Origin of the sequence: Acinetobacter haemolyticus, from assembly GCF_900406815.1 — a bacterium.
GTDB lineage: Bacteria > Pseudomonadota > Gammaproteobacteria > Pseudomonadales > Moraxellaceae > Acinetobacter > Acinetobacter haemolyticus_A.
In genome coordinates this window covers 13,790-38,404 of record NZ_OVCN01000010.1, presented here as the reverse complement: position 1 = coordinate 38,404, position 24,615 = coordinate 13,790, and the positions used below count along the sequence as shown (strand labels likewise).

Genomic DNA, 24,615 nt, shown 5'->3' with positions numbered 1-24,615 from the left:
ACACTATGGCTGCATTACCCTCATTAAGACAGCTATCATATTTAGTTACGTTGTCAGAAACATTACATTTTACTGAAGCAGCACGCCGTTCGTTTGTTACCCAGTCTACTTTGTCTGGGGGAATCATGGAGCTAGAGCGACTGTTAGGTGGCGTCTTAGTTGAACGTGATCGTCAAAACGTCCGTTTAACCCCTCTAGGTGAACAAGTTGTTGCTCGTGCACGTGTACTATTAGCTGATGCACAAGACCTTATGCGTTTAAGCCGAGAAATGAGTGAGCCGCTAACGGGCGACTTACATCTTGGTATTATCCCAACAATTGCGCCTTTTATCTTGACTCAACTCTTGGATGAAGTGCATCAGCAATTGCCAAAAATTCAACTGCACCTACACGAAGCACAAAGTGAAAAGATTGTAGAAAAGTTGGAACATGGCAATCTAGATATGATTGTTCTTGCACTTCCATTTGATACACGCGGTTTAAAAGTTGCTGAAATCGCAAAAGAACATTTATCACTGGTTTACAATAAAAATGACAGCAATGCTGCCAATGCAAACTCTCTAGATGATCTTGATTTGTCACGATTGATGTTACTCGAAGAAGGCCATTGTTTACGTGATCATGCATTGAGTGCCTGCCCTGTTGGTGAACGCAAAAATGATCATCGCTTGAAAGCAAGTTCATTACCAACATTGGTCGAAATGGTATCCTCAGATCTTGGTTTCACACTTTTACCTGAAATTGCGATTAAAAATAGCATGCTAAATGGTAATGAAACGATTTCAATTAAATCTATCGAAGATGCTCCAAGCCGCACTTTAGCTTTAGTGACACGCAAAAGCACACCACTACAAAGTGAGTTTGATGTGATCTTGCAAATCTTGCAAAAAATTACGGCTCATTTAGCGTAATAAAAAGCCTGTAATTCAAATCGAATTACAGGCTTTTTCAAATACGCAAATTCTGCTTATCTGATCTCTAACAAATTTACTTGTTCCACTTGCACATCACTCATCCGCTGACCGAGATCAAGTAATTGATCAAAATAGGCTTCAACGACTTTTGCCTGATCAGCGGTACTTTCAACCTTATACATATTTTGTCGAAACTCATTGCTTGAACGTAAACCCTTGGTGTACCAAGCAATATGTTTACGGGCAATACGACAACCTGAATATTCACCATAAAATTGATAAAGTTCAGACAAATGTCCCAATAAAACAGCTTTAACTTCAGCAATATCAGGCGTAGCGAGATGCTCACCTGTTTTTAAGTAATGCGCGATTTCTCTAAAAATCCAAGGTCGCCCCTGCGCGGCACGCCCAATCATGATGGCATCTGCACCCGTATAATCCAATACATACTTTGCTTTTTCTGGACTATCAATATCACCATTGGCAATCACAGGAATACTGATAAGTTGCTTTACTTGTTTTATAAGTTCATAACGGGCATGGTTTAAATACATGTCTTCACGTGTACGGCCATGCAAAGCTAACGCTGCAATACCTGCATCTTCAGCTCGTTTCGCCACACGCAAAATATTTTCTTGACCATTCAGAAAACCAAGACGGGTTTTTAATGTCACTGGAACTTCGACAGCAGCAACGACCGTATCCAAAATACGTGCAACCAGATCTTCATCTTGCAACAAAGCCGAACCCGCTAGTTTGTTACAAACCTTTTTTGCAGGACAGCCCATGTTGATATCAACAATTTGCGCGCCATTGGCAACTTGGTAGCGTGCCGCCTCAGCCAATTGCTCTGGATCAGAACCTGCTATTTGTGCCGAAATTGGTGCTAATTCGCCGTCAAAATTTGCACGATACAAACTCTTTTTGCTCATACGCAGGGTTTTGTCAGCAGTCATCATTTCACTAACCGCATGTCCAGCACCAAAGTATTTGCACAATGTTCGAAACGGTCGGTCTGTAACTCCCGCCATCGGAGCAACGATCAAATTATTTGACAGTTGATATGAACCAATATACATATATTTTCTTACAATTTCTGATCGCCATAGTATACTTCATTCGCCCATTCGACTCATCTTTTTATGTGGTGCTGTCCTGATCATGAACAAATCGTATTCATCTCATCCTCTATTAAAAACCCTTGGTCTTATCATCAGCTGTGTCAGTCTCACTGCTTGTGATGATTTTGCATGGTGGGCAAATGATAAGGAACCTGTTTTAAAAGCCGATCAGATTAAAAAGGTAATCCCTGCTCGTGTACGTGATCGTGAATCTTGGGCGCAAGATATTTATGATATTATGCAAGAACTCAATATCACGCAGTCTAAACAAAACGTGTGCACGATTGTCGCAGTGGTCGATCAAGAGTCAAACTTTGTTGCAGATCCACAAGTCGCAGGTTTGGGCGAAAAAGCAGTTCAGGAAATTAATACGCGTTTAAATGAAAAATTTGAGGCAAAACTTGGGGAGACGATTGGTGGTACCGTGGCGGGTTACTTCGAGGAAGTCCTAAAAAATCAACCGTCACCTGAAGACAACTATATGCGTCAAATGCGCAGAGTTAAAACTGAACGTGAGCTTGATCTACTTTATCGTGAAATTTTTGATTATATGGCGAAGCATTACCATATTAGTGCTTTAACTGGTGCTGCAAAATTAGTAGGTCAAGATGTTAGTGAAAAAATGAACCCGATTACTACATTAGGTTCAATGCAAGTTCATATTAATTATGCCAAAGAACATAAACGTATCGGTATGAGTACGGCTGAATTACGCAATGATCTTTATACTCAATACGGCGGCCTATATTATGGCATCCATCGTTTAATGGTTTATCCTGCAGATTATGATCGCGCAATTTATCGTTTTGCTGACTATAATTCAGGAATGTATTCTAGCCGTAATGCAGCATTTCAAAGCATGTTAGATACATTAACTGATATTGAAATTGATTTAGATGGTGACCTGCTTATCTATAATAAAGAAGGCAGTGTTCGTACCACTCAAAGCCAAACTGAAAAAGCTTTGATTTCAGTATTTGCTGAAAATGGTGTCTTGGTGACGCCACGTCAAATTCGTACGGACTTAAAAAAAGAAAAATCAAAGAAATTTGAAAATACACAGACTTATACTGCGCTACAAAACTTATATCAAAGCAAAACAGGCAAAGACGCAAAATATGCGATCATGCCTCAAGTCGTAATTTCTGGTCCAAAATTGAGCCGTGATTATAATACCAATTGGTTTGCAAGCCGTGTAAATGGACGATATGAAACATGCATGCAAAGAGTAAAACAACTAAAACTGTAAACCTTGCTTTATTTGATTTTGATGGCACGCTTTATCCCAAAGACAGTTTTACCCGATTTATTTTTTTCGCCCTTCCTAAACATCACGTTATTTTAAAAGGCTTGAAAATCCTCCCTTGGATCCAAGCCTATTATCTCGGTTTATACCCTGCACATGCGATGAGACCTCGCTTATTTCAAACCATGTTTAAAGGTATAACAGCCGATCAAATACAACGTATCGCGATCAATTATGCGCAGCAAATTATTAAAGAGTTAGATCCAGACTTACTCCAGCAACTTTATTTACACCAGCAGCATGGTGACCATGTTGTACTTGTCTCTGCTTCAATTGACTTATATTTAGCGCCAATTTGTGAATTATTAAATATCGAATTGATTTGCACTAAAACCGAAATACTTAATGGCACGCTCTCAGGTCATTATCAATCTTTAGACTGTAGCTGTGAACAAAAAAAAATCAGAGTTCTGCAACAATACAATCTGAATGAGTACCATCAAGTTTATGCGTATGGTAATAGCCATGAAGATCTTGAAATGTTCAGCTTGACGGATCATGCTTACATGGTAGGTCAAGATTTAACCCTTCCTCGCGTTATACATCCTCAGCATATGGATGAATGGCAACCGCAAAAGAAATTAGAAAAAGACTCTACATGAGAAGAATTATTAGTTATTATTTGCTCAAATAAATCGTACTGTGAATTGACCATGAATGCTCATACTGCACCTCAGGCCAATGTCTTAACCATCCAACAATTGAGCAAGCAATATGGGGCTCGATTTGCGGTCAATCAGGCAACATGGTCTGCCACTCGCGGACAGATTATCTGTTTACTCGGACATTCAGGTTGTGGCAAAACGACCATGCTACGTTTGATTGCGGGTTTAGAAACGCCTAGCAGTGGTTCAATTCAACTTGAACAAGACATTCTATGGAATGCTCAACAACAAGTTCCAGCAGAAGAACGAAATATTGGTTTGGTCTTTCAGGACTATGCGTTGTTTCCTCATCTTAGTGTGTTGGAAAACGTCATGTTTGGTCTAAAAAATTTTCCCAAACGACAACGACAGGCAATAGCAGAACAAGCACTGAAACACGTCTCTATGCACCATCACCAATATAGCTATCCATATACTTTATCTGGTGGTGAGCAACAACGTGTTGCATTGGCTCGTGCCCTCGCGCCTAAACCCCAGGTCCTACTTATGGATGAACCCTTTTCTAATCTAGATCACCGTTTGCGTGATCATATTCGTCAAAGCACCATCGAAATCTTAAAAAAGACAGACACAACAACTGTCATCGTAACGCATGACCCTGAAGAAGCTTTGCAAATTGCTGATCAAATCATTTTGATGCATCAAGGTAAAATTATTCAAATCGGAACACCACAACAGCTTTATTTACAACCCAAAACCTTATTTGCAGCACGTTATTTTTCTGCCCTTAATGAAATACCTGCACAAATAGAAACGGATCAACTTCATACAATTTTTGGCACGATCCCAACGCCCCAACACTTAAAACAAACGGATAAAGCGATTCAATGTTGTTTTCGTCCGCATCAGATACATATTTTCAAAGATGCCGCTGAAAATAGATTGCCGGCAAAAGTTATTTCTTCAAGTTTTATGGGACATACTCAACAATTACGTCTACAAATTGAGAATGAAAATAGTACGTTATTGGCACAGGTTGACTATCAACAGAATTTTAGTACAGCAGAACAAGTGTATATCCATGTAGATTTGACCACTTGCTTTTTTTACACATTGGATGATCAAACACAGATCAAGAATATTCACACCAAACAAACGCTCAATGTTTAAACCTTGTGATTAGGGATGAGAAAAAATGAAACAACTGTCAAAGCTTCATATCGCTTTAACTGGATTGGTAGCACTGGGAAGTAGCTGGGTAAATGCTGCTGAATTAAACCTATACACCACTAGAGAACCTGTTTTAATTCAACCACTTTTACAAGAGTTTAGTGAAAAGACAGGCGTGAAGGTAAATACGGTTTTTATCAAAGATGGACTACTTGAGCGAGTTAAAGCTGAAGGACGACGCTCACCAGCTGATGTAATGTTGACGGTTGATTTTGGCAATTTAGTTGATTTAGTTGAAGGTGGGTTAACCCAACGTGTGAACTCAAAAGTCCTCAACACCGCTATTCCAGGAAACTTGCGTGCAGCCAATGGTCACTGGTATGCATTATCAATGCGTGCACGTGCTGTTTATGCATCAAAAGAACGCACGCCTTTAACGGCAATCAATTACGAAGACTTAGCTGATCCAAAATGGAAAGGCAAAATCTGTATTCGTTCAGGCAGCCATTCATATAACACCAGCCTAATTGCAGCTTATATTACCCATCACGGCGAGAAAGCAACCGAACAATGGCTACGTGGCTTAAAAGCAAATTTGGCACGTCCAGCAAGTGGTGGTGACCGTGACGTAGCACGTGATATTCTAGGTAAAATCTGTGATATCGGTGTAGCAAATACTTATTATGTAGGTACGATGCGTACTGGAGATGCTGAGCAACAACGTTGGGGCAATGCCATCAATGTTGTATTACCACGCTTTAAAAATGGTGGTACTCACGTCAATGTCTCAGGTGCTGCTGTCGCTAAATATGCCCCTAATCCAAAACAGGCTGTTCAGTTACTTGAGTTTTTAGCTTCTGATCATGCCCAAGCAATTTATGCACAAAGTGGTTTTGAATATCCAGTCAAAGCTGGCGTTAAAGTTGATCCAATTATTGCAAGCTTTGGTAAACTTGAAGCTGACAAAATTCGTTTAAGTGATATTGCACGTCATCGTAAAACAGCCAATCTTTTAGTGGATAAAGTCCAATTTAATCACTAAGCCTCATTATGTGGAACAGGCGATTATTACGATTGCCTGTTCACTCATTTGATCTGCCTTTCTCTCACTTAGTCCTCCAATACCCTCGATGATCAAAAAGAAAGACTCACCTCGTTTACTATTTTCGCTTAGTGGTATTTTGACACTACTGGCCTGTTTGCCTGTACTGGCTTTAATTTGGACTGCATTACAAGGCAACAGCGATATTTGGGGACATTTGCTGCGCTATGTTCTTCCACCCACTTTGGTTGATACCACCATTCTTTTATTTGGTGTCGGTCTACTCACAATTTTAATTGGGACTGGTAGTGCGTGGCTGGTGACAGCATATCAGTTTCGCGGACGTGCTTTTTTAGATTGGGCCTTGTTGCTTCCTCTCGCTGTCCCTACTTATATTATTGCCTATAGTTATATTGATATTCTGCATCCAATCGGTCCCATTCAAACTATCTTAGGTGCTTGGTTTGGTTGGGAGGCACAGCCTTGGTGGTTTCCGAATATTCGATCAGTTTGGGGCTGTATTTTTCTCTTAAGTTTTGTGTTGTATCCCTATGTATACCTAAGTACGCGTGCCATGTTTTTAATGCAATCGGCTAGCTTGATTGAAGTCGCACGAAGTTTAGGATTAAAGCCCAATCAGGTTTTCTTACGTGTTGCTATTCCTTTGGCTCGTCCAGCAATTGCTGTGGGTGCGAGTTTGGCCTTAATGGAAACCATCAATGATATTGGTGCAACCGAATTTTTAGGCGTTAAAACACTCACTTTATCCATTTACTCTACATGGATAAACCAATCCGATCTCGCCAGTGCAGCACAGATTGCTATTTTCATGCTAATGATCATTACTTTATTGGTAATCGTAGAGCGACTTGGCCGACGTAAACAGCGCTATATGAATTCAGCTCAACGTAGTCGACTAATGCCTGCACAACACGTCACAGGAAGCAAAGCATGGTTATTTCTAGGCTTAGGGTTAATTCCAATCTGTATCGGTTTTTTGATTCCGATCAGTCATCTACTTGTAGAATCATATAAACGATTTCAATATGCGGGTTTCTCTGATTATCTCCTGCAAGCTTCAATCAATACATTAAGCCTGGCCAGCATGGCAACTGTGATCACGATTTTTATTGGTTTTATCATCGTCAGTACTGCCCGTTTTACTCAAAATACGTGGTTTAGCCGTATTTCTAGCTTAGGCTATGCGATTCCTGGAACTGTCCTTGCAATTGGACTCATGTTATCACTAGGCAAGATAGATCACGCTGTTGCTGATTTCTTGGAATTTAAACTTGGTATTCACACTGGCTTATTATTTTTAGGTACTACATTTACCTTGATCTATGCATATTGCGTCCGTTTTCTAGCAATTGCCATTGGCGGCATTGAGTCAGGCTATAATCGTATTCATGGTGTTTTTGATGATGCTGCACGTAACCTAGGCCAAAATCGTTTTTCTATTTTATGGCGCGTGCATTTACCGTTATTACGCCCTGCCATTATTTCAGCAGCTCTACTCATTTTCGTAGATTGTATGAAAGAACTACCTGCAACCTTATTGCTCAGACCACTCAACATGGAAACACTAGCAACTCAACTTTATGCTGAAGCGGCTAGAGGAACATATGAAGATGGTGCAATCGCAGCGTTGTTAATCGTCTTAGTTGGGCTGATTCCCGTCATTTTATTGGCAAAAATGGGTAAAAATATTCAACAGCAGAAATAATTTAAAAGCTCAAATAAAAAAGACTTCCCGAGAGAAGTCTTTTTTATTTTATAGGGTCGAGACGATGTTTGGATCAGTAAATCGCCATGTGATTACGGTGAATCATTTCCAAAGAACGTGCCTCACCTAAGATCTGATGGACTTTATCTGATGACAATCCTTTTACAAGGTCAGCAGAGCGTGAACTAAAATTGACACGTCCAACTGCGATACGTTGTCCTTTTTTATCTACACACTCAACCACATCACCGCGATCAAAATGCCCTTCTATCGCTTTCACGCCCACGGGTAATAGACTACGGTGTTTCAGTTTAATCGCTTCTACAGCACCATCATCAATAACTAAACGTCCCGCGGTCTGTAGATGAGCCGCTAACCATTTTTGGTGTGCGGTAACCCGATCATTGTCAGTGGTAAATAACGTTCCCATCATCTCACCCGACATTAAACGAGCGAGTACATTTTCACTTTCACCACTTGCAATCAATGTTGGACAACCAGAACGAGCAGCTAGACGTGCTGCACGAACTTTTGTCACCATACCGCCACGTCCTAACACGCCACCACCACCTGCCATTTCAAACAAGCGATCATCAAGTGCGCGAACAGAAGAAAACAGTTTGGCATTTGGATTATTGCGTGGATCTGAGTCAAACATGCCTTGTTGATCCGTTAAAATGATCAACAAATCAGCTTGCACCTGACCCGCAACCATTGCAGCTAAAGTATCATTGTCGCCGAAACGGATTTCATCTGTAGAAACCGTATCATTTTCATTGATGACAGGAATCACACGCCAATCAATCAAGTTTTGCAATGCATCGCATGAGTTGAGATAACGACGGCGATCAGCAAGATCATCATGAGTCAAAAGAACCTGAGCAGTGCGGATGCCATGTTGATCTAATACACTTGACCATGTATGAATCAAGCCCATTTGACCGATCGCAGCACAAGCCTGCAAACTGGGTAGATCAGTGGGTCGACTCGCAAGTTTCATGCGTACCATCCCTTCTGCTACTGCGCCAGAGGACACCAAAATAATTTCGTGTCCAGCATTGTGTAGATCTGCAATTTGTTTCGCCCAATGCGAAATTGCCTGTAAATCTAAACCTTGCCCATTTGCAGTCAGTAAAGATGATCCGATTTTAACAACGATTCGTTTACACGCATTGAGCTGACGTTGCCCATCGACCACTTCTATCATTTTTTCCTCAAATTATTTTTCCTCTTGCACAGTCATAATCGCTATACAAGAGGAATTAAAAGGGAGTTTAACTGTCTAAATTAATCACGAACGTAGACGCTTTCTACGCCGCCCTCATCTTCATCATCATCAAAATCATCTTCGTCATCTTCTAGGCCTGCTTCACGCTGGGCCTTACGCAATGCACGATAAGCTTCTTTTGCTGCGATAGTTTGTTCACGTGTTTCAGCTTCAAGCTGATCACGGAATGCTTTAACTTCTGCTGCGTACTCAGGATCTTCAACTTCGCGCTCACGTTGTTGCTCGATTTGATCCATGAGGTAATACACAACTTCTTTGGTTCCTTCAGACATAAGACCAGAAGTTTTAAACACTGGACCTTTCCATTGCAACTCATCAAGAATGTGCTGACACCATTCTTCTCGTGATTCTTCTGGAAGTTGGTCTAATTTATTCAATACCAATACCACAGGAAGCTTCGCCAAAGTTGGAGAGAATTTTTCTAATTCGCCCAAAATCGCTCTGGCATTGTGTGCTGGATCAGATCCATCGATCGGCTGAACATCCACAATATGCAAAAGGATACGTGTACGCGCCAAATGCTTAAGGAAACGGATACCAAGACCTGCGCCTTCTGCAGCACCTTCAATTAATCCAGGAATATCGGCCATCACAAATGAGCGATGACGATCCGCATCGACTACACCTAAGTTTGGCACCATCGTTGTAAATGGATAATCGGCAACTTTTGGTTTTGCAGCACTCACCGCACGGATGAAAGTTGATTTACCCGCATTTGGCATACCCAGTAAGCCTACATCAGCAAGTACTTTTAACTCTAAACGTACTTCACGATATTCACCTTTGATACCATGCGTACATTTACGTGGTGCACGGTTCGTTGATGATTTAAAGTGTGTATTGCCTAAACCACCATCACCACCATTGGCGACTTTGACACGCTGACCATCTGCAACCAAGTCACCAATAATGTCACCTGATTCAGTATCAACAATGGTTGTACCCACTGGCACTTTTAAAATAACATCTTCACCGCCACGACCAGAACAGTTCGCACCCGAACCATTCTTACCACGTTCTGCACGATAGCGACGTGTATATCGGTAATCTACAAGTGTGCTGGTATCATCATCTGCTTGGATGTAAATACTTCCGCCACGCCCTCCGTCACCACCATCTGGGCCACCAAAAGGGACAAATTTTTCACGGCGAAAACTGGCTACGCCATTGCCACCGTCGCCAGCCTCTACGGTAATGACTGCTTCATCAACAAAGCGCATGTGCCAATCCTCTAAATTCTTTAAAACGGGCTATTTTGCCACATTTTAATAAAATTCTCGAATAGAAAAATCAGCAAATATGATTTTGGCTTTAAAAAAGCAGATTTTATTTGTTTAAGGTCTTACATTTCTCAATGGCAAATCCATTTGCATTTCTAAATTTGCTTTTGTGTTTTGCACGGAGTTAAACATGGTCGCATTGAACGATGAAATAGAACTCATATTCATCTCATCATTGATATTCAAACGTGGATGAAATTGGTGCTTCACAGGCAAATGAATAGATTCATTAAATGCAAAATGTACAGGTCCATCAAACACAATTTTAACTGGAACCGTATAAGTTCGTTTAAGCTCAAACGGTATATCCAACTTTACGGGTATATTTAAACTGAGAGGAAATTTGGGAAGTAATTTATTTTGATAGATGAGATCGGTATTGGTTTCAATCGGCATCACCTCATCCACCTTGAGCATTGTTTGATAATTGATATCCACAGTAATCGGTGTTTCAACTTCAAAACTTAAATCTGCTAAATATTTACCTTGAAGCGGCAGTTCTAAGCTACGATCAATAAGTAAATCCGTAGTTAACTCACCTTTTGATCTTACTTGTAAATGCTCTCCAACTTGGATCTGAGTCACCAAGGATTCGGGCAATCGTATATCAGCCTGCTGTGCAGACACCATCACCGATGCTTGGATATTCAAATAAAACCAAAACAAGATTGCGACCAGCGTGGTCAATATCACAAAACTAATAAATGCACTTTTGTATGATTTAAACATCTGGATCATTCACCTACTTTTATTTCTGTTTTATGAGGTGTCTTTTCATCCGTTGTAGAAACAACGCGATCCAGATACATACTTGATAGTGGAATCTTGAGTTCACCTTCTGCAATTTTGACAGGTAAAGTATTTTTAACATCCACCGCCGCGTTCAAGTCTGAAGTAATTGGAACATTTAGCTTGCCTTGTACAGGAATATTGGCATTGAGTTGTGTCTTCAATGGGATATTAAGATTTTCTTTCAATACTGTTTTTACAGGTGCATCAAACTTTAAATGTACTTTCTGCTGTAGTGGCACTTTGATATTAATTGGCACATCCAGCTTTAGAGGAATAGAACCTTTTAAAGGTAAAGTGACATCTTTACCAAGGATTTTTACTTGAACTTTGGTGTCAATAGGGAGTTCTTGATGAACTTTTATGACTTCCTGAACAGGAATAAGCGTACTGATCGGGACTTGGCTATCAAAATAAACCCGCGGAGTTAATGTTTGAGTTAAAGGAACGCTGAGTTGTTCGTTAATCGGAATCTGTGCATCCACGCGACCATTTACTTCGACATCTAATGCATCCTTCACTTTGACTCGAACCTGCAACGGCTCTTGTAAGTCAATCGCAACTTTTTGATCTTTCAATGGAATGTAAATATTAAAATGCTTAAACACCCACATTGCGATATAAACGCCACACAAGTTGGCAACCACAATCAACGCAAAAACTGCAAACAAACGTTTAAACTGCAACAATGATGTATTCCTAACCAAGTTTTCCCTTTTTCATTATTCTCTTTGATTTTTTTGTTTAAATCAGCATAGATTCTGTACAGTCAATAAAAAAGCCCAGCGGTAACTGGGCTTTTTTGTATAGCTTTACCAACAAATATTATGCATTTGTTTCAGCTGGAACTTTTGTATAGCTTACACCACACATTTGTTCAGCGATACGCAACACTTGGCAGCTATAACCTACTTCATTGTCGTACCAAACATAAGCAGTTAAACGTGTACCTGAAGTAATTGTTGCTTGCGCATCAAACACACCCGCAGTACGCGAACCAATGAAGTCACTTGATACAACTTCAGTTGAGTTGGTATAACCGATTTGACCTTGCAAATTAGAGTTAATCGAGATTTGACGAATGTATTCGTTCACTTCTTCACGATCAACTTCTTTCTCTAAGTTCAAGTTCAAGATTGCAAGAGAAACGTTAGGTGTTGGAACACGTACAGAGTTACCTGTCAACTTACCTTTAAGCGCAGGCAATGCTTTCGCAACAGCTTTCGCTGCACCTGTTTCAGTAATAACCATGTTTAAAGTCGCTGCACGGCCACGACGGTCAGCTTTATGATAGTTATCAATCAAGTTTTGGTCGTTTGTGAACGAGTGAACAGTTTCCACGTGACCATTTAATACTTTGTATTTGTCGTCTAAAACTTTTAATACAGGTGTAATTGCGTTAGTAGTACAGCTTGCAGCAGAGATGATTTTGTCTTCATCTAAGATGTCAGTGTTGTTTACACCATATACAACGTTTTTCATTTCGCCTTTACTTGGTGCTGTTAACACTACACGTGCAACGCCAGCGCATTTCAAGTGTTGGCTTAAACCTTCAGCATCACGCCATTTACCTGTATTGTCGATCAAAAGAGCATTTTCAATACCGTAAGCAGTGTAATCAACTTCGCTTGGGCTTGATGCATAAATTACTTTGATGAATTGACCATTTGCAATAATTGCTTCGTTTTCTTCATCAACAGAAATAGTGCCATCGAACGTACCGTGAATAGAATCACGACGTAATAAAGAAGCACGTTTTGCCAAATCACCGTCAGATGATTTACGTACAACAATCGCTTTAAGGCTTAAACCACGACCTAAACCAGATTGACTGATAATTAAACGCGCTAGAATACGACCAATACGACCAAAACCGTAAAGAACAACATCTTTAGGTTCAACCGCAGTTGCCTTACCTTGGATCGAAGCAACAGCGTTAGCAACAAAAGCGTCTACATCACCGCCTTCATTTTTATATTCAACCGCGAGTTTACCGATATCAACTTCAGCAGAACCAATGTTTTCCACTTTCATTAACGCTTCCAAGATTGGGAAGGTATTTACAACTGAAAGCTCAACATCAAGCATACGAGTACGGCGATGTGATTTTAAGATTTGGATTACTGAACGGTTAATTAAAGAACGTCCGTAAACAGAAACAACAATATTTTTCTCACGGTACAATTGACCAATCAAGGCAATCATACGTTCCGCGATTTCTTCACGGTTTTTCCAACGACCTTGGTGTTCTGCATGTAGGGCAACGATAGTGTCTTTGCTCACAGTTACGTCCTCTAATTTAATATCTATACTGGGCGTGAAATTTTAAAACGCCATAATTGTAATAGAATTATCATCAAGATTGAATCAAAAGCTGCTAAACGAGCTAAGATTTTGTGCCAATTGACTATAAATTCATAAAATACCTATAATTATTTTTGTGATTTTGGTTAATAATCTTTTCCTATCATCGCAATAGCAACCGCTATAAAAAAGCATGATGATCATTTTGGCGATATGATCTGGAGTATTGAATCAGTCTTCCTCATTGTTAAGCCGCTTTGGATAATATTTGAGATTTAATTCAAGCTGCTGTTTTCGTCGTTTCTGTTGTACGAGATGAACAGCCCCTTCAACTACAAGCACTAAGACGGCCAACCAGATGAGAATATAAGTCAGCCATTCTTCTGAACCAATTTTTTCTCCCAGTGCAAATGAAACCAGTGCCAACAAAACTGGTTCCAAATATCCCAACAGACCAAAAATAATCAACGGTAAATAGCGACTTGCAAGAAGATAACTCCCCAAACCAATCGCACTCAGCAAACCAAGTCCCATTACCACAAGAACTAAACTTGGCTGATCTAGAAACTTGAAATATGGCGTATCCCCAGTTTGAGTGAAGAAAATCGCAACGGGCAGAATAATTAACATATCCCACCAAAATCCACCCAAGTTATCTGTCTTAATTTGCTTTCGAATCACGAAATATGCGGTATAACCGATCGCAACTAATGCCGTTTCCCAAGCAATACTTCCCAAACGCCATATTTCATGCCCCACTCCCAATACGGCGAGAAAAACAGCTAATGCTTGAAACTTTGAAAGCTTTTCTCCGTATAGCACGCTACCAGCCAACACCAAGACCAGAGGCAAAAGGAAGTAACCCAAGGAAACTTGTAGTCCACGTCCATGCATCGGTCCCCATAAAAACAACCATAATTGCAATGAAGTAAGTATGGAGGTAATGATCAACAACAATAATAAACTGGGTGTGGCAATCACTCTTTTAAAAATGGCTTTGATATGAAAGAAATCCCCACTGAACCACATAAACAAGGTTAAAAATGGCAAGGTCGCAATAACACGCCAGCCAAAGGTCTGTTCGCTATCAAAGGCGCCAAGTAATTGAGTATAGTAGTACAGAACCCCAAAAGTTACAGATGCCAAAACTGAATAAGCAATTCCTTTAAACATCGTAAACCTCTAAAGTGGGAAAATTTTATAAAGAACTTGATTTGTCCACTATATGAAAATAAAAAAACCATGCAAGCATGGTTTAAATAAATTTAACTTATTTAACGATGCTCAGGATAAATAATATCGCCAATATCATAACCAACCGACTTGGCATAATTTAAATATTCAAGGATAACTTCTTTACTCGGATTTGGAGTTCGTGATAACACCCATAAATATTTTCGACGGGGTTCACCGACCAATACTGTTTGATAATCTTCATTCAACTTTAAAACCCAATAGTCACCACGACCGATTGGTATCCATCGCACACCTTCGGGTAAAAAACTTACTTTTAATTTACTATTAAATGGTGCATTAGCAACAAAAGCTTCCCCTAAACTTTGCTGTAAATTTCCATTACTATCAAAACATTTATTATCGACAACAATATTACCGTTCTCATTGATCGTATAGGTTGCGGTAATGTTATAGGCACACTTTCGCTCAAAATATATAGGTTTTCGAGCGACTTCATACCAAACCCCGAGATATCTATCTAATTCAACTTTTTCAACTGTCGCTAAGGGTTTCGTTTGTGCATAGGCAAGTGTGCCTACCGCCAATCCAGTCAAAACCGCACCACCCACTGCAATTTTTGCTAGGCGCCAACTTGCTTTTGGGATATTTTTAATAAATGGCATGAGAAATCCTCAAAACATAATTTGTTATAAAGTAGTCATATAGTTAACTAATAAAACTAGTCTATTTTATAAACAAAAACTGTTGCGATATGTATCACTTTTTGAGGAATTCCCTTCATTTGTTAAGATTGCAACATATGTGCTTTTAAACGAACTATTTCATCACGTAGTCTAGCAGCTTGTTCAAACTGCAACTCTTTTGATGCTTTCAGCATTTCCTTTTCCAATTTACTGATATGTTTTGCAAACAGCTTTGGATCAGAGAGTAAATGTTGTTCATCCGCACTAATGGAGTGAGCTTGTTCTAGTATTTTTTCATCAATTTCATCATCGGTGAGAACCTCACCCGTATCAATTTCCTTGATGGTTTGACGCACTGCACTGCGCGGCGTAATGCCATGCAATTCATTAAACTCAATCTGCTTATTACGGCGGCGCTCGGTTTCATCAATCGCTTTACGCATAGAATCAGTAATACGATCTGCGTATAAAATTGCTTTACCTTTTACATTACGCGCTGCACGACCAATGGTCTGGATCAGTGACCGTTCTGAACGCAAGAAGCCTTCTTTATCGGCATCGAGAATAGCAACCAAAGAAACCTCAGGCATGTCCAAACCTTCACGCAATAAATTAATCCCTACGAGGACATCGTGCACACCTGTCCGAAGTTCGTGAATGATTTTAACGCGTTCAACCGTATCAATATCAGAATGTAGATAGGCAACCTTTACGCCATACTCTTTCAAATATGAAGTTAAATCTTCAGCCATGCGCTTGGTTAAGGTTGTAACCAGAACCCGCTCGTTCAACTGTCTGCGGATGTTAATCTCAGACAATACATCATCTACTTGGGTCAATACTGGACGCACTTCAATTTCAGGATCAATCAATCCTGTTGGACGCACCACCTGCTCCACCACCTGCTCAGATTTTTCCAATTCATATAAGGCTGGCGTTGCACTGACGAATACGGTTGTCGGAACAATACGCTCCCACTCTTCAAACTTCATCGGACGATTATCTAAAGCACTCGGCAAACGGAAACCGTAATTCACCAAATTTTCTTTGCGTGAACGGTCACCTTTATACATTGCACCGATTTGTGGAACCGTCACATGCGATTCATCAATAATCAACAAAGCATCTTCTGGTACATAGTCAAATAAAGTAGGTGGCGCTTCACCTGCTGTACGACCTGAGAGATGACGGGAATAGTTTTCAATGCCATTGGTATAACCCAACTGTTGCATCATTTCCAAATCATAACGTGTACGCTGCTCTATTCGTTGCGCTTCTAGTAACTTGTCATGTTCTTTGAAAAATTTAAGCTGATCCTTTAACTCATCCCGAATGGTATCAATAGCACGCGTCAAATGATCCTTGGGCGTAACATAGTGACTTTTAGGATAAATCGTTACACGCGGAACTTTACGAACGAGCTTTCCAGTTAAAGGGTCGAACCAACGAATCGAATCGACTTCATCATCAAACAATTCAACCCGGATAGCATCCTGATCCGATTCAGCTGGAAAGATATCAATAATCTCGCCACGGATTCGATATGTACCACGTAAGAACTCTAGCTCGTTACGGGTATATTGCATTTCTACTAAACGACGAATAATGTCATCACGGCTAACCCGATCCCCTTGTACAATATGCAAAAGCATTTGCATATAAGCATTTGGATCACCCAAACCATAAATCGCTGAGACAGATGCGACAATGATCGCATCACGACGTTCTAATAGTGCACGTGTCGCTGAGAGTCGCATTTGATCAATGTGATCATTGATTGCTGAATCTTTCTCAATAAAGGTATCTGAGGAAGGAACATATGCTTCAGGTTGATAATAATCATAATAACTGACGAAATATTCCACTGCATTATTTGGAAAGAATGCTTTGAATTCACCATAAAGCTGGGCAGCAAGTGTTTTATTATGTGCCATCACAATAGTCGGACGTTGCGTTTGTGCAATCACATTCGCCATGGTGTAAGTCTTACCTGATCCTGTCACACCTAGGAGCAATTGATTGCGAAAACCTTGCTCAATACCACTCACCAATTTTTCAATTGCTTGAGGTTGATCACCTGCTGGCTGGTAATTGGTGACTAATTCAAATGGTTGGCCAGACTCTTGCTCTTGCATATTCTTCATCTTGCTACGCTCTTATTGTTCTATGATATTGAGATTAATCTTTCAGATACAACCCTAAATCCGAGTAAGACGAAAAACTACTACAATTTTCAAGCAATCACATATTCATCACGTTCTCAGATTCAGAATGCTACGGTTAGTGGCCAATTTAGTGTCAGTGCTTCGACCATCAATTATATAGCCCCTAGCATCAAAAAATATCAGCCCAATAGTGGAACACTTTCTCGTAATGTCAGCCGTTTTAATCTGGTTAATATTATAGTTAGGCACCTAATTTATGCAGCAAATCAAAATTGGGGAAGTCATATTGCATTGACTTCTTAAAATCACTTGACCCATACCACAAACGCCTGCAACATGAGCTAATACTTAATTACTTATGATAAAAATATGTCTTACCAATATCATGATGAAACGATTGTCACTGAACTTCCAGAAGATACAGTATTTGTTTTTGGTAGTGACTTAGCAGGAAGACATGACAGTGGCGCTGCACGCGTTGCTGCCCAGCACTTCGCGGCAGTAAAAGGTGTCGGCCGTGGATGGGCTGGACAAAGCTTTGCAATTCCGACACTGAATGAACATATGCAACAAATGCCCCTGTCACAAATCGCTCATTATGTTGATGACTTTAAGGTTTACGCAAAGAATCATCCCAAAATGAAGTATTTCTTAACGGCATTAGGTTGTGGTATTGCTGGATATAAAGTCTCTGAAATAGCGCCTCTATTTAAAGGCATACATTCAAATGTTATTTTCCCTGAATCATTTCGTCCCTTTATAGAGGAAGATGCCGTATCTAAATTCCCCGATTTAACGGCAGAAATCGTTCACGCTTTTATCAAAGATGACGTTATTTTCTATTTCGATCATGGCTATGAATCTTTCGAAGAAGCTTTGGCAAAAACAAATTTATCGACCAATGAAAAAGCGATCGCTTTGATTGTACTCAATGAAGAACTTTATCCACGCGACCGCTATGGACGGGGTCGAGAACATGAAATTAAAGATATCTTAGGCAAGCTAAATGGGAAAATATTTAATTTTCAAAGCAATTCAGAAGGTGCAATGATTTTTGTCAGCGTGATTATTGCATTGATGGAACTTTACGATATCGATGAACAAGATTTTATTAAATTATGGCGCGGTGATTTAACCATTCAACACCCGATTAATCGCCGCTAAATCCACATAAACTCATCACTACAAACAGGAGGTAAAGCCTAAAAACCTCATAACTTAATTAGCAGCACGAACAAAAAAGACAAACCAGTATAAGAATATAGATATACAACAAAAATGGAGATTCGAGTGAATATTCAGCAGCCTTTATTTGCCTTAATTTTTACGACTGGCATTAGTTTTGCTAATGCAGCCCCACCTACCCCTTCAACAAAACATGGCCCAATCAAAGATCAATACATTGTAACCTTTAATAAAACACAGACATCTTCTAAAGATTTAGCAGCGACATTGGCCAAACCTCATGGCGGAAAAGTTTTACATACCTATGAATCTGTACTGAAAGGATTTGCAATTTCGCTACCCAGCAATGCGGGTCAGGCTTTTGTAGAGGCAATGAAAAAGAATCCGAATGTCCTCTCTGTTGAACAAGACACTGTAATGAGTATTCATAGTAGCACTCAAAGTAATGCAGTATGGGGACTAGATCGTACTGACCAAAAGAGTCTTCCACTTGATACAAATTATAGCTATACACAAACAGGAGCAGGTGTTACAGCCTATATTGTAGATACAGGCGTATTAGCCTCTCATCAACAATTCTCAGGCCGAGTCAAATCAGGATATACAGCGATCAATGATGGTAAAGGGACAGCAGACTGCAATGGTCATGGCACACATGTTGCGGGAACCGTAGGTGGAACAACGTATGGCATTGCGAAAGATGTAACGTTAATTCCAATTCGTGTTCTAGACTGTAATGGTTCAGGTACATCCAGTGGCGTTTTGGCTGGCTTAGATTGGATCGTTCAGAATGGTAAAAAACCAGCAGTGGTCAATATGTCATTAAGTGGTGGCGTAAGCAACTCTTTAGATAATGCAATCGTCACGCTTTATGATCAAGGTTATACTCCTGTCGTCGCTGCGGGCAATTCCAATACGGATGCATGTAATTCCTCGCCAGCTAGAGCAAGCAAAGCGATTACCGTTGCAGCAATCGACAATACTGATACACGAGCAAGCTTTTCTAACTACGGCAGTTGTGTTGACATTTTTGCGCCAGGAACACAAATTACATCGGCGTGGTACGACAGCAATACTGCAGCTAGACTTTCAAATGGGACATCTATGGCAACACCTCATGTAGCAGGTGTTGTTGCCGAAATGTTACAAAGCACCCCAACCGCAACACCTCAGACGATTACAACCAATTTGCTGAAACAAGCAACGACAAATATCGTAAAGGATTCAGCGGGTAGTCCAAATCGTTTGCTTTATAAAGCACCTTAATTGAAGGGGTATTAAAAAAAAGGATATCTTTAAGATATCCTTTTTTCTTCGATTTAACGTTTTCCCATCGAACGACGCGTGCCACGCGGTGGCATCCAGGTTCGATCCGCATATTGCTCAGGTTTTGGACGAACCTGATTATGCGTTGCATCTTCAGAATCATCCTGAGTAGATGGCATAGGAAATGGCAATTTAACCAAAGCCTTTTTTGCCTTGGGTGATTGAGTACTCATTGAAATTCTCTCGAAATCTAGATTTCTAAACGCTATTGTAATAGATTTTTGCGAATTTTATAAAAATAAAATATGTAAAAAGAAAAGCCAACCACCACCCTATAATTTGGTAACTTTTTATTCGATTAAGGCAAGTTTTGACCACAAAAAGCTCTATTTAAGCTAAGATAACCTGCTTTTTATTTTTTAATCCCATAAGAAGGAATAATGCCGTGGACGTACGTCTCTCTGATCGTGTCAATGCCATCAAACCGTCCCCTACACTTGCAGTAACCAATAAAGCTGCTGAGCTTAAAGCTGCGGGTAAGAATGTGATTGGTTTAGGCGCAGGCGAACCAGACTTTGATACCCCTCAACACATCAAAGATGCTGCAATTGAAGCGATTAACAAAGGCTTTACGAAATACACGGCTGTCGATGGTACTCCAAGCCTCAAAAAAGCAATTATTGCAAAATTGAAACGTGATAATAACTTGGACTATCAAGCAAATCAGATTTTGGTTTCTTGTGGCGGTAAACAAAGCTTCTTTAACTTAGCCCTTGCTTTGTTAAATAAAGGTGATGAAGTCATCATCCCTGCGCCTTTCTGGGTAAGCTATCCAGACATGGTAATTATCGCTGAAGGCACACCAGTGATCGTGAAATGTGGTGAAGAGCAACGCTTCAAAATCACACCTGAACAACTCGAAGCTGCTATTACACCAAATACACGTTTAGTGGTATTGAACAGCCCGTCTAACCCAACAGGTATGATCTACACCAAAGCAGAACTCGAAGCGTTGGCTGAAGTTCTTCGCCGTCATCCACAAGTTTTTGTTGCTTCAGATGACATGTATGAACCAATTCGCTGGGATGATGAGTTTTACAACATTGCTACTGTTGCACCAGACTTATATGACCGTACCATCGTTTTAAATGGTGTATCTAAAGCCTATGCAATGACAGGCTGGCGTATTGGCTATGCTGCTGGTCCTGCAAAAATCATTGGCGCGATGAAAAAGATTCAGTCTCAATCAACTTCTAACCCAACTTCGATTTCACAAGTTGCAGCTGAAGCAGCGTTGAATGGTCCGCAAGACGTTTTACAACCGATGATTGAAGCATTCAAACGCCGTCATGATTTAGTTGTTAATGGCTTAAATGACATCCAAGGTATTTCATGCTTACCTGCTGATGGTGCATTCTATGCTTATGCAAATATTCGTCCATTGATTCGTGCAAAAGGCTTAAAATCTTGCACAGAATTCTCTGAATGGTTGCTTGAGGAAACTGGCGTTGCAGTCGTTCCAGGTGATGCATTTGGTCTAGGCGGTTTTATGCGTATCTCTTACGCCACTGCTGATGAAGTTCTCGTGGATGCTTTAGCGCGTATCAAAAAAGCAGCTGATTCAATTGAAGGCGTTGATGCCGCAATTGCTTCGATTGCAGCAGAAAAATCTGCCCAATAATCTGAGTTAAGATAAAGAAGCTTCAACAGAAGCTTCTTTTTTTATATTCTCAATTTAGTCCAGTTCTCAAGCCTTCCTATTCCCCAGCCTCACCGTTAAATAACGCAACTACTTCAGCCTCAGTCATTTTCTTAGTTGAATTTTGGAAAGCATAAAATTCAGGTTTATTATCAATAAAAATTTCAAGATCTAACTTTAAATCTTGCGGTGATTCATCTAGAGAAAATACGTTAATATTGCAATAGTTCTGATCCTTTGTACGCCAAAATAAGTTGGTACCACAAGCATTGCAGAAGCCACGCTCTCCCCATTCTGATGAATTATAAACGGTAAGATGATCGTGCTTTAAAAACACTAAACTCCCTTGTTCTACATCAACCGTCATAATCACACCACTGGTCTGTCTCCGACAGATGGAACAATGGCAGACATGAACATCATGATTTTTTAATTTCACCTCAAAAGTGGTTTCACCACAAATACACCGTCCATTCATTTTAAAATTTACCTTTTGTTTAAATTATTATTCATGAATAAATAGCTTAAAACACTTCATCTCTTTCGCAATGAATAATTTGTAAATATAGGTTTTAGCTTGTCATCAGCGCAGTGCTATCACAGGGTGCTATTGATACACTTCTAACATCGCTACGCTACATTTTAATCCAAAGATACCACCCATAAAAATAAACTAAGGCAATTATGCAATTGCCTTATTACACTTCACATTTTTTGGACGATCACATAAATGACTAAAAACAGCATATTGCCAAATACTTTTAACTTGTACAGTAACTACTTTCTGCTCAGCAACAGACCATGCTAATGCAGTATTTGCACCGAGGATAAGTTCCCCACCTAGTTGAAATAAATATAATGGGGATTGGTCATTCACTAAAAGTGAATTCTTTTGAGTTAACAAATTACTAGAATTTTCAATTTTCCATTTATTTCCAAACCATAGCTGTAACAAGTCACCTAAATACAAGGTATTTTGCTTAAACGGAAAAGTATTTAAAAATGCATTTTCTACAGGTGTGTAATAACGCTCAGAATCCTGCAAAATATCGAGATAGTTTTGTTGATAAAAAGAGAAATTTGAGAAAATAGTTTGAATATTAAGAATAGTCATTTTGACCTCCGGTTTAGCCATTTTAGTGCTGGCAAGTAGAGTTAAATCCACACTGTTTAGGTCTTACCTAAACGCTCTTTCTGACTCGAATCTAACAATAGCCAAATCAAAGTTCAAGTTTTTTTTGATTTTTACCGTCAATTGTGCAAATAAAAAGCATATGGCATCAAAATGAAAGAAACATGACATTTTTAGCTTGACCGATTTCAAAAGCTGCCTATAATGGCTCTCAGATTCTCCCATAGCTCAGTCGGTAGAGCGACGGACTGTTAATCCGCAGGTCCCTGGTTCGAGCCCAGGTGGGAGAGCCAAGATTCAAAAAAGCCCATATCATTGATATGGGCTTTTTTAATACACAAAAATATAATTCACCTTGCTCGGAATGATATGGTTATCATCCTTGATTCCAACCCATCAAAAAAAGCATTTTTCTCATCATTAGTCAATTTTTTCACAAGTGTTGAATATCGCACTGCTTGCCTCGTAGACAAATCAAAACTTCTATTTCCACTACTCTGAAGAATCTGTATAGAGTCAATGGAATTATTTCTTGATATATTGAATCTCACTAAATTACTTAAATTTTCACTACCAGCAGGAACGTCCCATAAGTCCATTATTTCTTTATGCATTCTATCTTCTATTAATTTTCTTCTATCAATTTCTTTTAAAGCTGGATCACTGACTTGATCAGAATTAATAAGGAATTTGAATGGTTGCTCAACACGCACAGGATAGTATTTACCATTTATTTCATAGGGATAGAGGCTATATTTCTTAATTTCAGTCATAACCAAAGCATCTAGTTCTGAAATACCACTACTTTCCTTAATTCTTAATGCAACGACCTCCCCCTTCTCGTTTACATCTATCACAACATTTAGATCCCTATCTTTACCTTGCAGCACCGAAGGACTAAATAGAATTTGTGGTATTTTTTTCCATTTTATAACATGACGATCAACATTGATAAACTCAATATTCTTAGCATGAATAATCCCACCCCAAATACAAAATAGTACACATACTATTTTCGGAAAAAGCCTCATTTATAATTCTCAAGCAAGTTGTTTTTATAGGTAAAGATTACTATCTCATTAAGATAAGATAGTAGTCTTCGCTGGTACACCACTATGAAAACGGAAAGTATCATCTGGGCTTAAAATCAAGTTCTTTTCAACTTCACGAATGTGATCAATCCGTTGTTGAATATTTTCTTCTGGATCTTTAAGTTTTGCTGTTTTTGCAACATCCAAAGCCAAAGCCAAATAATCCTCAAAATGTCGGGATTCCGATTTAAGCAAATAGCGATAATAACGCCCTAACTCATCATCGACTATGGGCGCCAGCGAATAGAATCGCTCACAAGAACGCGCTTCTACAAATGCACCAATGATCATGACATCAATTAAAGCTTCAGGCTCATAAGTACGGATTTCTTTACGCAGTTCACCTGCATAGCGTCCAGCACTCAAACCTTTCCACTCTTGACCACGTTTGGTCATAAATTCTAAAACTTGCTCATAATGCAGCATTTCTTCACGTACGAGCTGTGCTAGCTTTACTTGTAAGTCAGTGAAAAAGCTATAACGGAACATCAAATTCATTGCTGTCCCCGCTGCTTTTTTCTCACAATTCGCATGATCCTGCATGAGAATATCTAAATTATTGATGGCTTCATCTAGCCAAGCCTGAGGTGTTGTACAACCCAAAAACTTGATCACAGGTTGCATCAACTCATCATAATTTACACTACTCATT

The 24,615-nt window shown here is 39.7% G+C and carries 23 protein-coding genes and 1 tRNA gene; 10 read left to right on the top strand and 14 right to left on the bottom strand.

Annotation, left to right across the window (positions count from 1 at the left end):
- Positions 1–5 precede the first annotated feature (5 nt).
- The gene (oxyR, locus tag DK207_RS08540; protein WP_004639978.1) at positions 6–911 is read left to right on the top strand and encodes a LysR family transcriptional regulator OxyR; all 906 of its coding nucleotides are present in this window, start codon (positions 6–8) and stop codon (positions 909–911) included.
- A gap of 56 nt (positions 912–967) precedes the next feature.
- Here the strand turns inward: oxyR and dusB are convergent, their stop codons facing one another.
- The gene (gene dusB, locus DK207_RS08535; protein WP_109440802.1) at positions 968–1,993 is read right to left on the bottom strand and encodes a tRNA dihydrouridine synthase DusB; all 1,026 of its coding nucleotides are present in this window, start codon (positions 1,991–1,993) and stop codon (positions 968–970) included.
- A gap of 82 nt (positions 1,994–2,075) precedes the next feature.
- On the opposite strand from dusB, the gene DK207_RS08530 reads away from it, so the two are divergent.
- From DK207_RS08530 to DK207_RS08510, 5 genes are all read left to right on the top strand, one after another.
- Complete coding sequence (locus DK207_RS08530) at positions 2,076–3,284, top strand: DUF1615 domain-containing protein (RefSeq protein ID WP_109440801.1); 1,209 nt, start codon at positions 2,076–2,078, stop codon at positions 3,282–3,284.
- Positions 3,251–3,943, top strand: a complete 693-nt coding sequence (locus tag DK207_RS08525) for an HAD-IB family hydrolase (protein WP_109440800.1) — start codon at positions 3,251–3,253, stop codon at positions 3,941–3,943. The genes DK207_RS08530 and DK207_RS08525 overlap by 34 nt, the downstream gene beginning before the upstream one ends.
- A gap of 51 nt (positions 3,944–3,994) precedes the next feature.
- A complete protein-coding gene (locus tag DK207_RS08520) occupies positions 3,995–5,116 on the top strand; it encodes an ABC transporter ATP-binding protein (protein ID WP_109440799.1) in 1,122 nt (373 codons plus the stop codon).
- Positions 5,117–5,141: 25 nt separating this feature from the next.
- Positions 5,142–6,158, top strand: coding sequence for an extracellular solute-binding protein (locus DK207_RS08515; RefSeq protein WP_109440798.1), 1,017 nt, complete (start codon positions 5,142–5,144; stop codon positions 6,156–6,158).
- Positions 6,159–6,246: 88 nt separating this feature from the next.
- A complete protein-coding gene (locus tag DK207_RS08510; protein ID WP_109440797.1) occupies positions 6,247–7,884 on the top strand; it encodes an ABC transporter permease in 1,638 nt (545 codons plus the stop codon).
- Between the two features lie 73 nt (positions 7,885–7,957).
- Here the strand turns inward: DK207_RS08510 and proB are convergent, their stop codons facing one another.
- The 8 genes from proB to uvrB form a co-directional block, all read right to left on the bottom strand.
- The gene (gene proB, locus DK207_RS08505; RefSeq protein WP_109440796.1) at positions 7,958–9,091 is read right to left on the bottom strand and encodes a glutamate 5-kinase; all 1,134 of its coding nucleotides are present in this window, start codon (positions 9,089–9,091) and stop codon (positions 7,958–7,960) included.
- Between the two features lie 80 nt (positions 9,092–9,171).
- Complete coding sequence (cgtA, locus tag DK207_RS08500; RefSeq protein WP_109440795.1) at positions 9,172–10,392, bottom strand: Obg family GTPase CgtA; 1,221 nt, start codon at positions 10,390–10,392, stop codon at positions 9,172–9,174.
- 114 nt (positions 10,393–10,506) lie between these two features.
- Positions 10,507–11,181 carry a hypothetical protein gene (locus tag DK207_RS08495; protein ID WP_171293654.1) on the bottom strand — a complete coding sequence of 225 codons (675 nt, stop codon included), beginning with the start codon at positions 11,179–11,181 and terminating at the stop codon, positions 10,507–10,509.
- A 5-nt stretch (positions 11,182–11,186) separates the two neighbouring features.
- Entirely contained in the window at positions 11,187–11,930 is a 744-nt protein-coding gene (locus DK207_RS08490) for an MFS transporter (protein ID WP_109440794.1), read from the bottom strand.
- Between the two features lie 136 nt (positions 11,931–12,066).
- Positions 12,067–13,524: a glyceraldehyde-3-phosphate dehydrogenase gene (locus DK207_RS08485; protein WP_109440793.1), complete on the bottom strand. Its 1,458-nt coding sequence runs from the start codon at positions 13,522–13,524 to the stop codon at positions 12,067–12,069.
- A 252-nt stretch (positions 13,525–13,776) separates the two neighbouring features.
- Positions 13,777–14,718, bottom strand: coding sequence for an EamA family transporter RarD (gene rarD, locus DK207_RS08480; RefSeq protein WP_109440792.1), 942 nt, complete (start codon positions 14,716–14,718; stop codon positions 13,777–13,779).
- Between the two features lie 101 nt (positions 14,719–14,819).
- Positions 14,820–15,404, bottom strand: coding sequence for a lipocalin family protein (locus DK207_RS08475; protein WP_109440791.1), 585 nt, complete (start codon positions 15,402–15,404; stop codon positions 14,820–14,822).
- A gap of 122 nt (positions 15,405–15,526) precedes the next feature.
- Positions 15,527–17,560, bottom strand: coding sequence for an excinuclease ABC subunit UvrB (gene uvrB / locus DK207_RS08470; RefSeq protein WP_171293656.1), 2,034 nt, complete (start codon positions 17,558–17,560; stop codon positions 15,527–15,529).
- 399 nt (positions 17,561–17,959) lie between these two features.
- Here uvrB and DK207_RS08465 point away from each other — a divergent pair, with 399 nt between their 5' ends.
- Together DK207_RS08465 and DK207_RS08460 are read left to right on the top strand one after the other, a co-directional pair.
- The gene (locus DK207_RS08465) at positions 17,960–18,754 is read left to right on the top strand and encodes a hypothetical protein (RefSeq protein ID WP_109440789.1); all 795 of its coding nucleotides are present in this window, start codon (positions 17,960–17,962) and stop codon (positions 18,752–18,754) included.
- 126 nt (positions 18,755–18,880) lie between these two features.
- Entirely contained in the window at positions 18,881–20,041 is a 1,161-nt protein-coding gene (locus DK207_RS08460; protein WP_109440788.1) for a S8 family peptidase, read from the top strand.
- A gap of 53 nt (positions 20,042–20,094) precedes the next feature.
- Here the strand turns inward: DK207_RS08460 and DK207_RS08455 are convergent, their stop codons facing one another.
- On the bottom strand, positions 20,095–20,274 hold the full coding sequence (locus tag DK207_RS08455) for a hypothetical protein (protein ID WP_109440787.1): 180 nt from the start codon (positions 20,272–20,274) through the stop codon (positions 20,095–20,097).
- A 212-nt stretch (positions 20,275–20,486) separates the two neighbouring features.
- Between DK207_RS08455 and DK207_RS08450 the strand changes: the two genes are divergently transcribed.
- The gene (locus DK207_RS08450; protein WP_109440786.1) at positions 20,487–21,722 is read left to right on the top strand and encodes a pyridoxal phosphate-dependent aminotransferase; all 1,236 of its coding nucleotides are present in this window, start codon (positions 20,487–20,489) and stop codon (positions 21,720–21,722) included.
- A gap of 76 nt (positions 21,723–21,798) precedes the next feature.
- Here the strand turns inward: DK207_RS08450 and DK207_RS08445 are convergent, their stop codons facing one another.
- Entirely contained in the window at positions 21,799–22,218 is a 420-nt protein-coding gene (locus DK207_RS08445) for a GFA family protein (protein WP_109440785.1), read from the bottom strand.
- A gap of 204 nt (positions 22,219–22,422) precedes the next feature.
- On the bottom strand, positions 22,423–22,854 hold the full coding sequence (locus DK207_RS08440) for a hypothetical protein (RefSeq protein ID WP_109440883.1): 432 nt from the start codon (positions 22,852–22,854) through the stop codon (positions 22,423–22,425).
- A 235-nt stretch (positions 22,855–23,089) separates the two neighbouring features.
- On the opposite strand from DK207_RS08440, the gene DK207_RS08435 reads away from it, so the two are divergent.
- Positions 23,090–23,165: transfer RNA gene (locus DK207_RS08435), tRNA-Asn, on the top strand.
- Positions 23,166–23,222: 57 nt separating this feature from the next.
- Here the strand turns inward: DK207_RS08435 and DK207_RS08430 are convergent.
- Together DK207_RS08430 and DK207_RS08425 are read right to left on the bottom strand one after the other, a co-directional pair.
- On the bottom strand, positions 23,223–23,903 hold the full coding sequence (locus DK207_RS08430; protein WP_109440784.1) for a TonB C-terminal domain-containing protein: 681 nt from the start codon (positions 23,901–23,903) through the stop codon (positions 23,223–23,225).
- A 48-nt stretch (positions 23,904–23,951) separates the two neighbouring features.
- The gene (locus DK207_RS08425; protein ID WP_109440783.1) at positions 23,952–24,614 is read right to left on the bottom strand and encodes a tRNA-(ms[2]io[6]A)-hydroxylase; all 663 of its coding nucleotides are present in this window, start codon (positions 24,612–24,614) and stop codon (positions 23,952–23,954) included.
- Position 24,615: the final 1 nt, after the last annotated feature.

What these genes read in the sequence shown, in the direction of transcription:
- DK207_RS08525 (WP_109440800.1), top strand. Translation starts at nt 3,251, where the DNA reads ATGCATGCAAAGAGTAAAACAACTAAAACTGTAAACCTTGCTTTATTT.
- DK207_RS08515 (WP_109440798.1), top strand. Translation starts at nt 5,142, where the DNA reads ATGAAACAACTGTCAAAGCTTCATATCGCTTTAACTGGATTGGTAGCA.
- DK207_RS08440 (WP_109440883.1), bottom strand. Translation starts at nt 22,854, where the DNA reads ATGACTATTCTTAATATTCAAACTATTTTCTCAAATTTCTCTTTTTAT.
- DK207_RS08520 (WP_109440799.1), top strand. Translation starts at nt 3,995, where the DNA reads ATGAATGCTCATACTGCACCTCAGGCCAATGTCTTAACCATCCAACAA.
- DK207_RS08495 (WP_171293654.1), bottom strand. Translation starts at nt 11,181, where the DNA reads ATGTTTAAATCATACAAAAGTGCATTTATTAGTTTTGTGATATTGACC.
- uvrB (WP_171293656.1), bottom strand. Translation starts at nt 17,560, where the DNA reads ATGCAAGAGCAAGAGTCTGGCCAACCATTTGAATTAGTCACCAATTAC.
- cgtA (WP_109440795.1), bottom strand. Translation starts at nt 10,392, where the DNA reads ATGCGCTTTGTTGATGAAGCAGTCATTACCGTAGAGGCTGGCGACGGT.
- oxyR (WP_004639978.1), top strand. Translation starts at nt 6, where the DNA reads ATGGCTGCATTACCCTCATTAAGACAGCTATCATATTTAGTTACGTTG.
- DK207_RS08475 (WP_109440791.1), bottom strand. Translation starts at nt 15,404, where the DNA reads ATGCCATTTATTAAAAATATCCCAAAAGCAAGTTGGCGCCTAGCAAAA.
- DK207_RS08510 (WP_109440797.1), top strand. Translation starts at nt 6,247, where the DNA reads ATGATCAAAAAGAAAGACTCACCTCGTTTACTATTTTCGCTTAGTGGT.
- dusB (WP_109440802.1), bottom strand. Translation starts at nt 1,993, where the DNA reads ATGTATATTGGTTCATATCAACTGTCAAATAATTTGATCGTTGCTCCG.
- DK207_RS08445 (WP_109440785.1), bottom strand. Translation starts at nt 22,218, where the DNA reads ATGAATGGACGGTGTATTTGTGGTGAAACCACTTTTGAGGTGAAATTA.
- DK207_RS08430 (WP_109440784.1), bottom strand. Translation starts at nt 23,903, where the DNA reads ATGAGGCTTTTTCCGAAAATAGTATGTGTACTATTTTGTATTTGGGGT.
- DK207_RS08465 (WP_109440789.1), top strand. Translation starts at nt 17,960, where the DNA reads ATGTCTTACCAATATCATGATGAAACGATTGTCACTGAACTTCCAGAA.
- DK207_RS08455 (WP_109440787.1), bottom strand. Translation starts at nt 20,274, where the DNA reads ATGAGTACTCAATCACCCAAGGCAAAAAAGGCTTTGGTTAAATTGCCA.
- DK207_RS08425 (WP_109440783.1), bottom strand. Translation starts at nt 24,614, where the DNA reads ATGAGTAGTGTAAATTATGATGAGTTGATGCAACCTGTGATCAAGTTT.
- DK207_RS08530 (WP_109440801.1), top strand. Translation starts at nt 2,076, where the DNA reads ATGAACAAATCGTATTCATCTCATCCTCTATTAAAAACCCTTGGTCTT.
- proB (WP_109440796.1), bottom strand. Translation starts at nt 9,091, where the DNA reads ATGATAGAAGTGGTCGATGGGCAACGTCAGCTCAATGCGTGTAAACGA.
- rarD (WP_109440792.1), bottom strand. Translation starts at nt 14,718, where the DNA reads ATGTTTAAAGGAATTGCTTATTCAGTTTTGGCATCTGTAACTTTTGGG.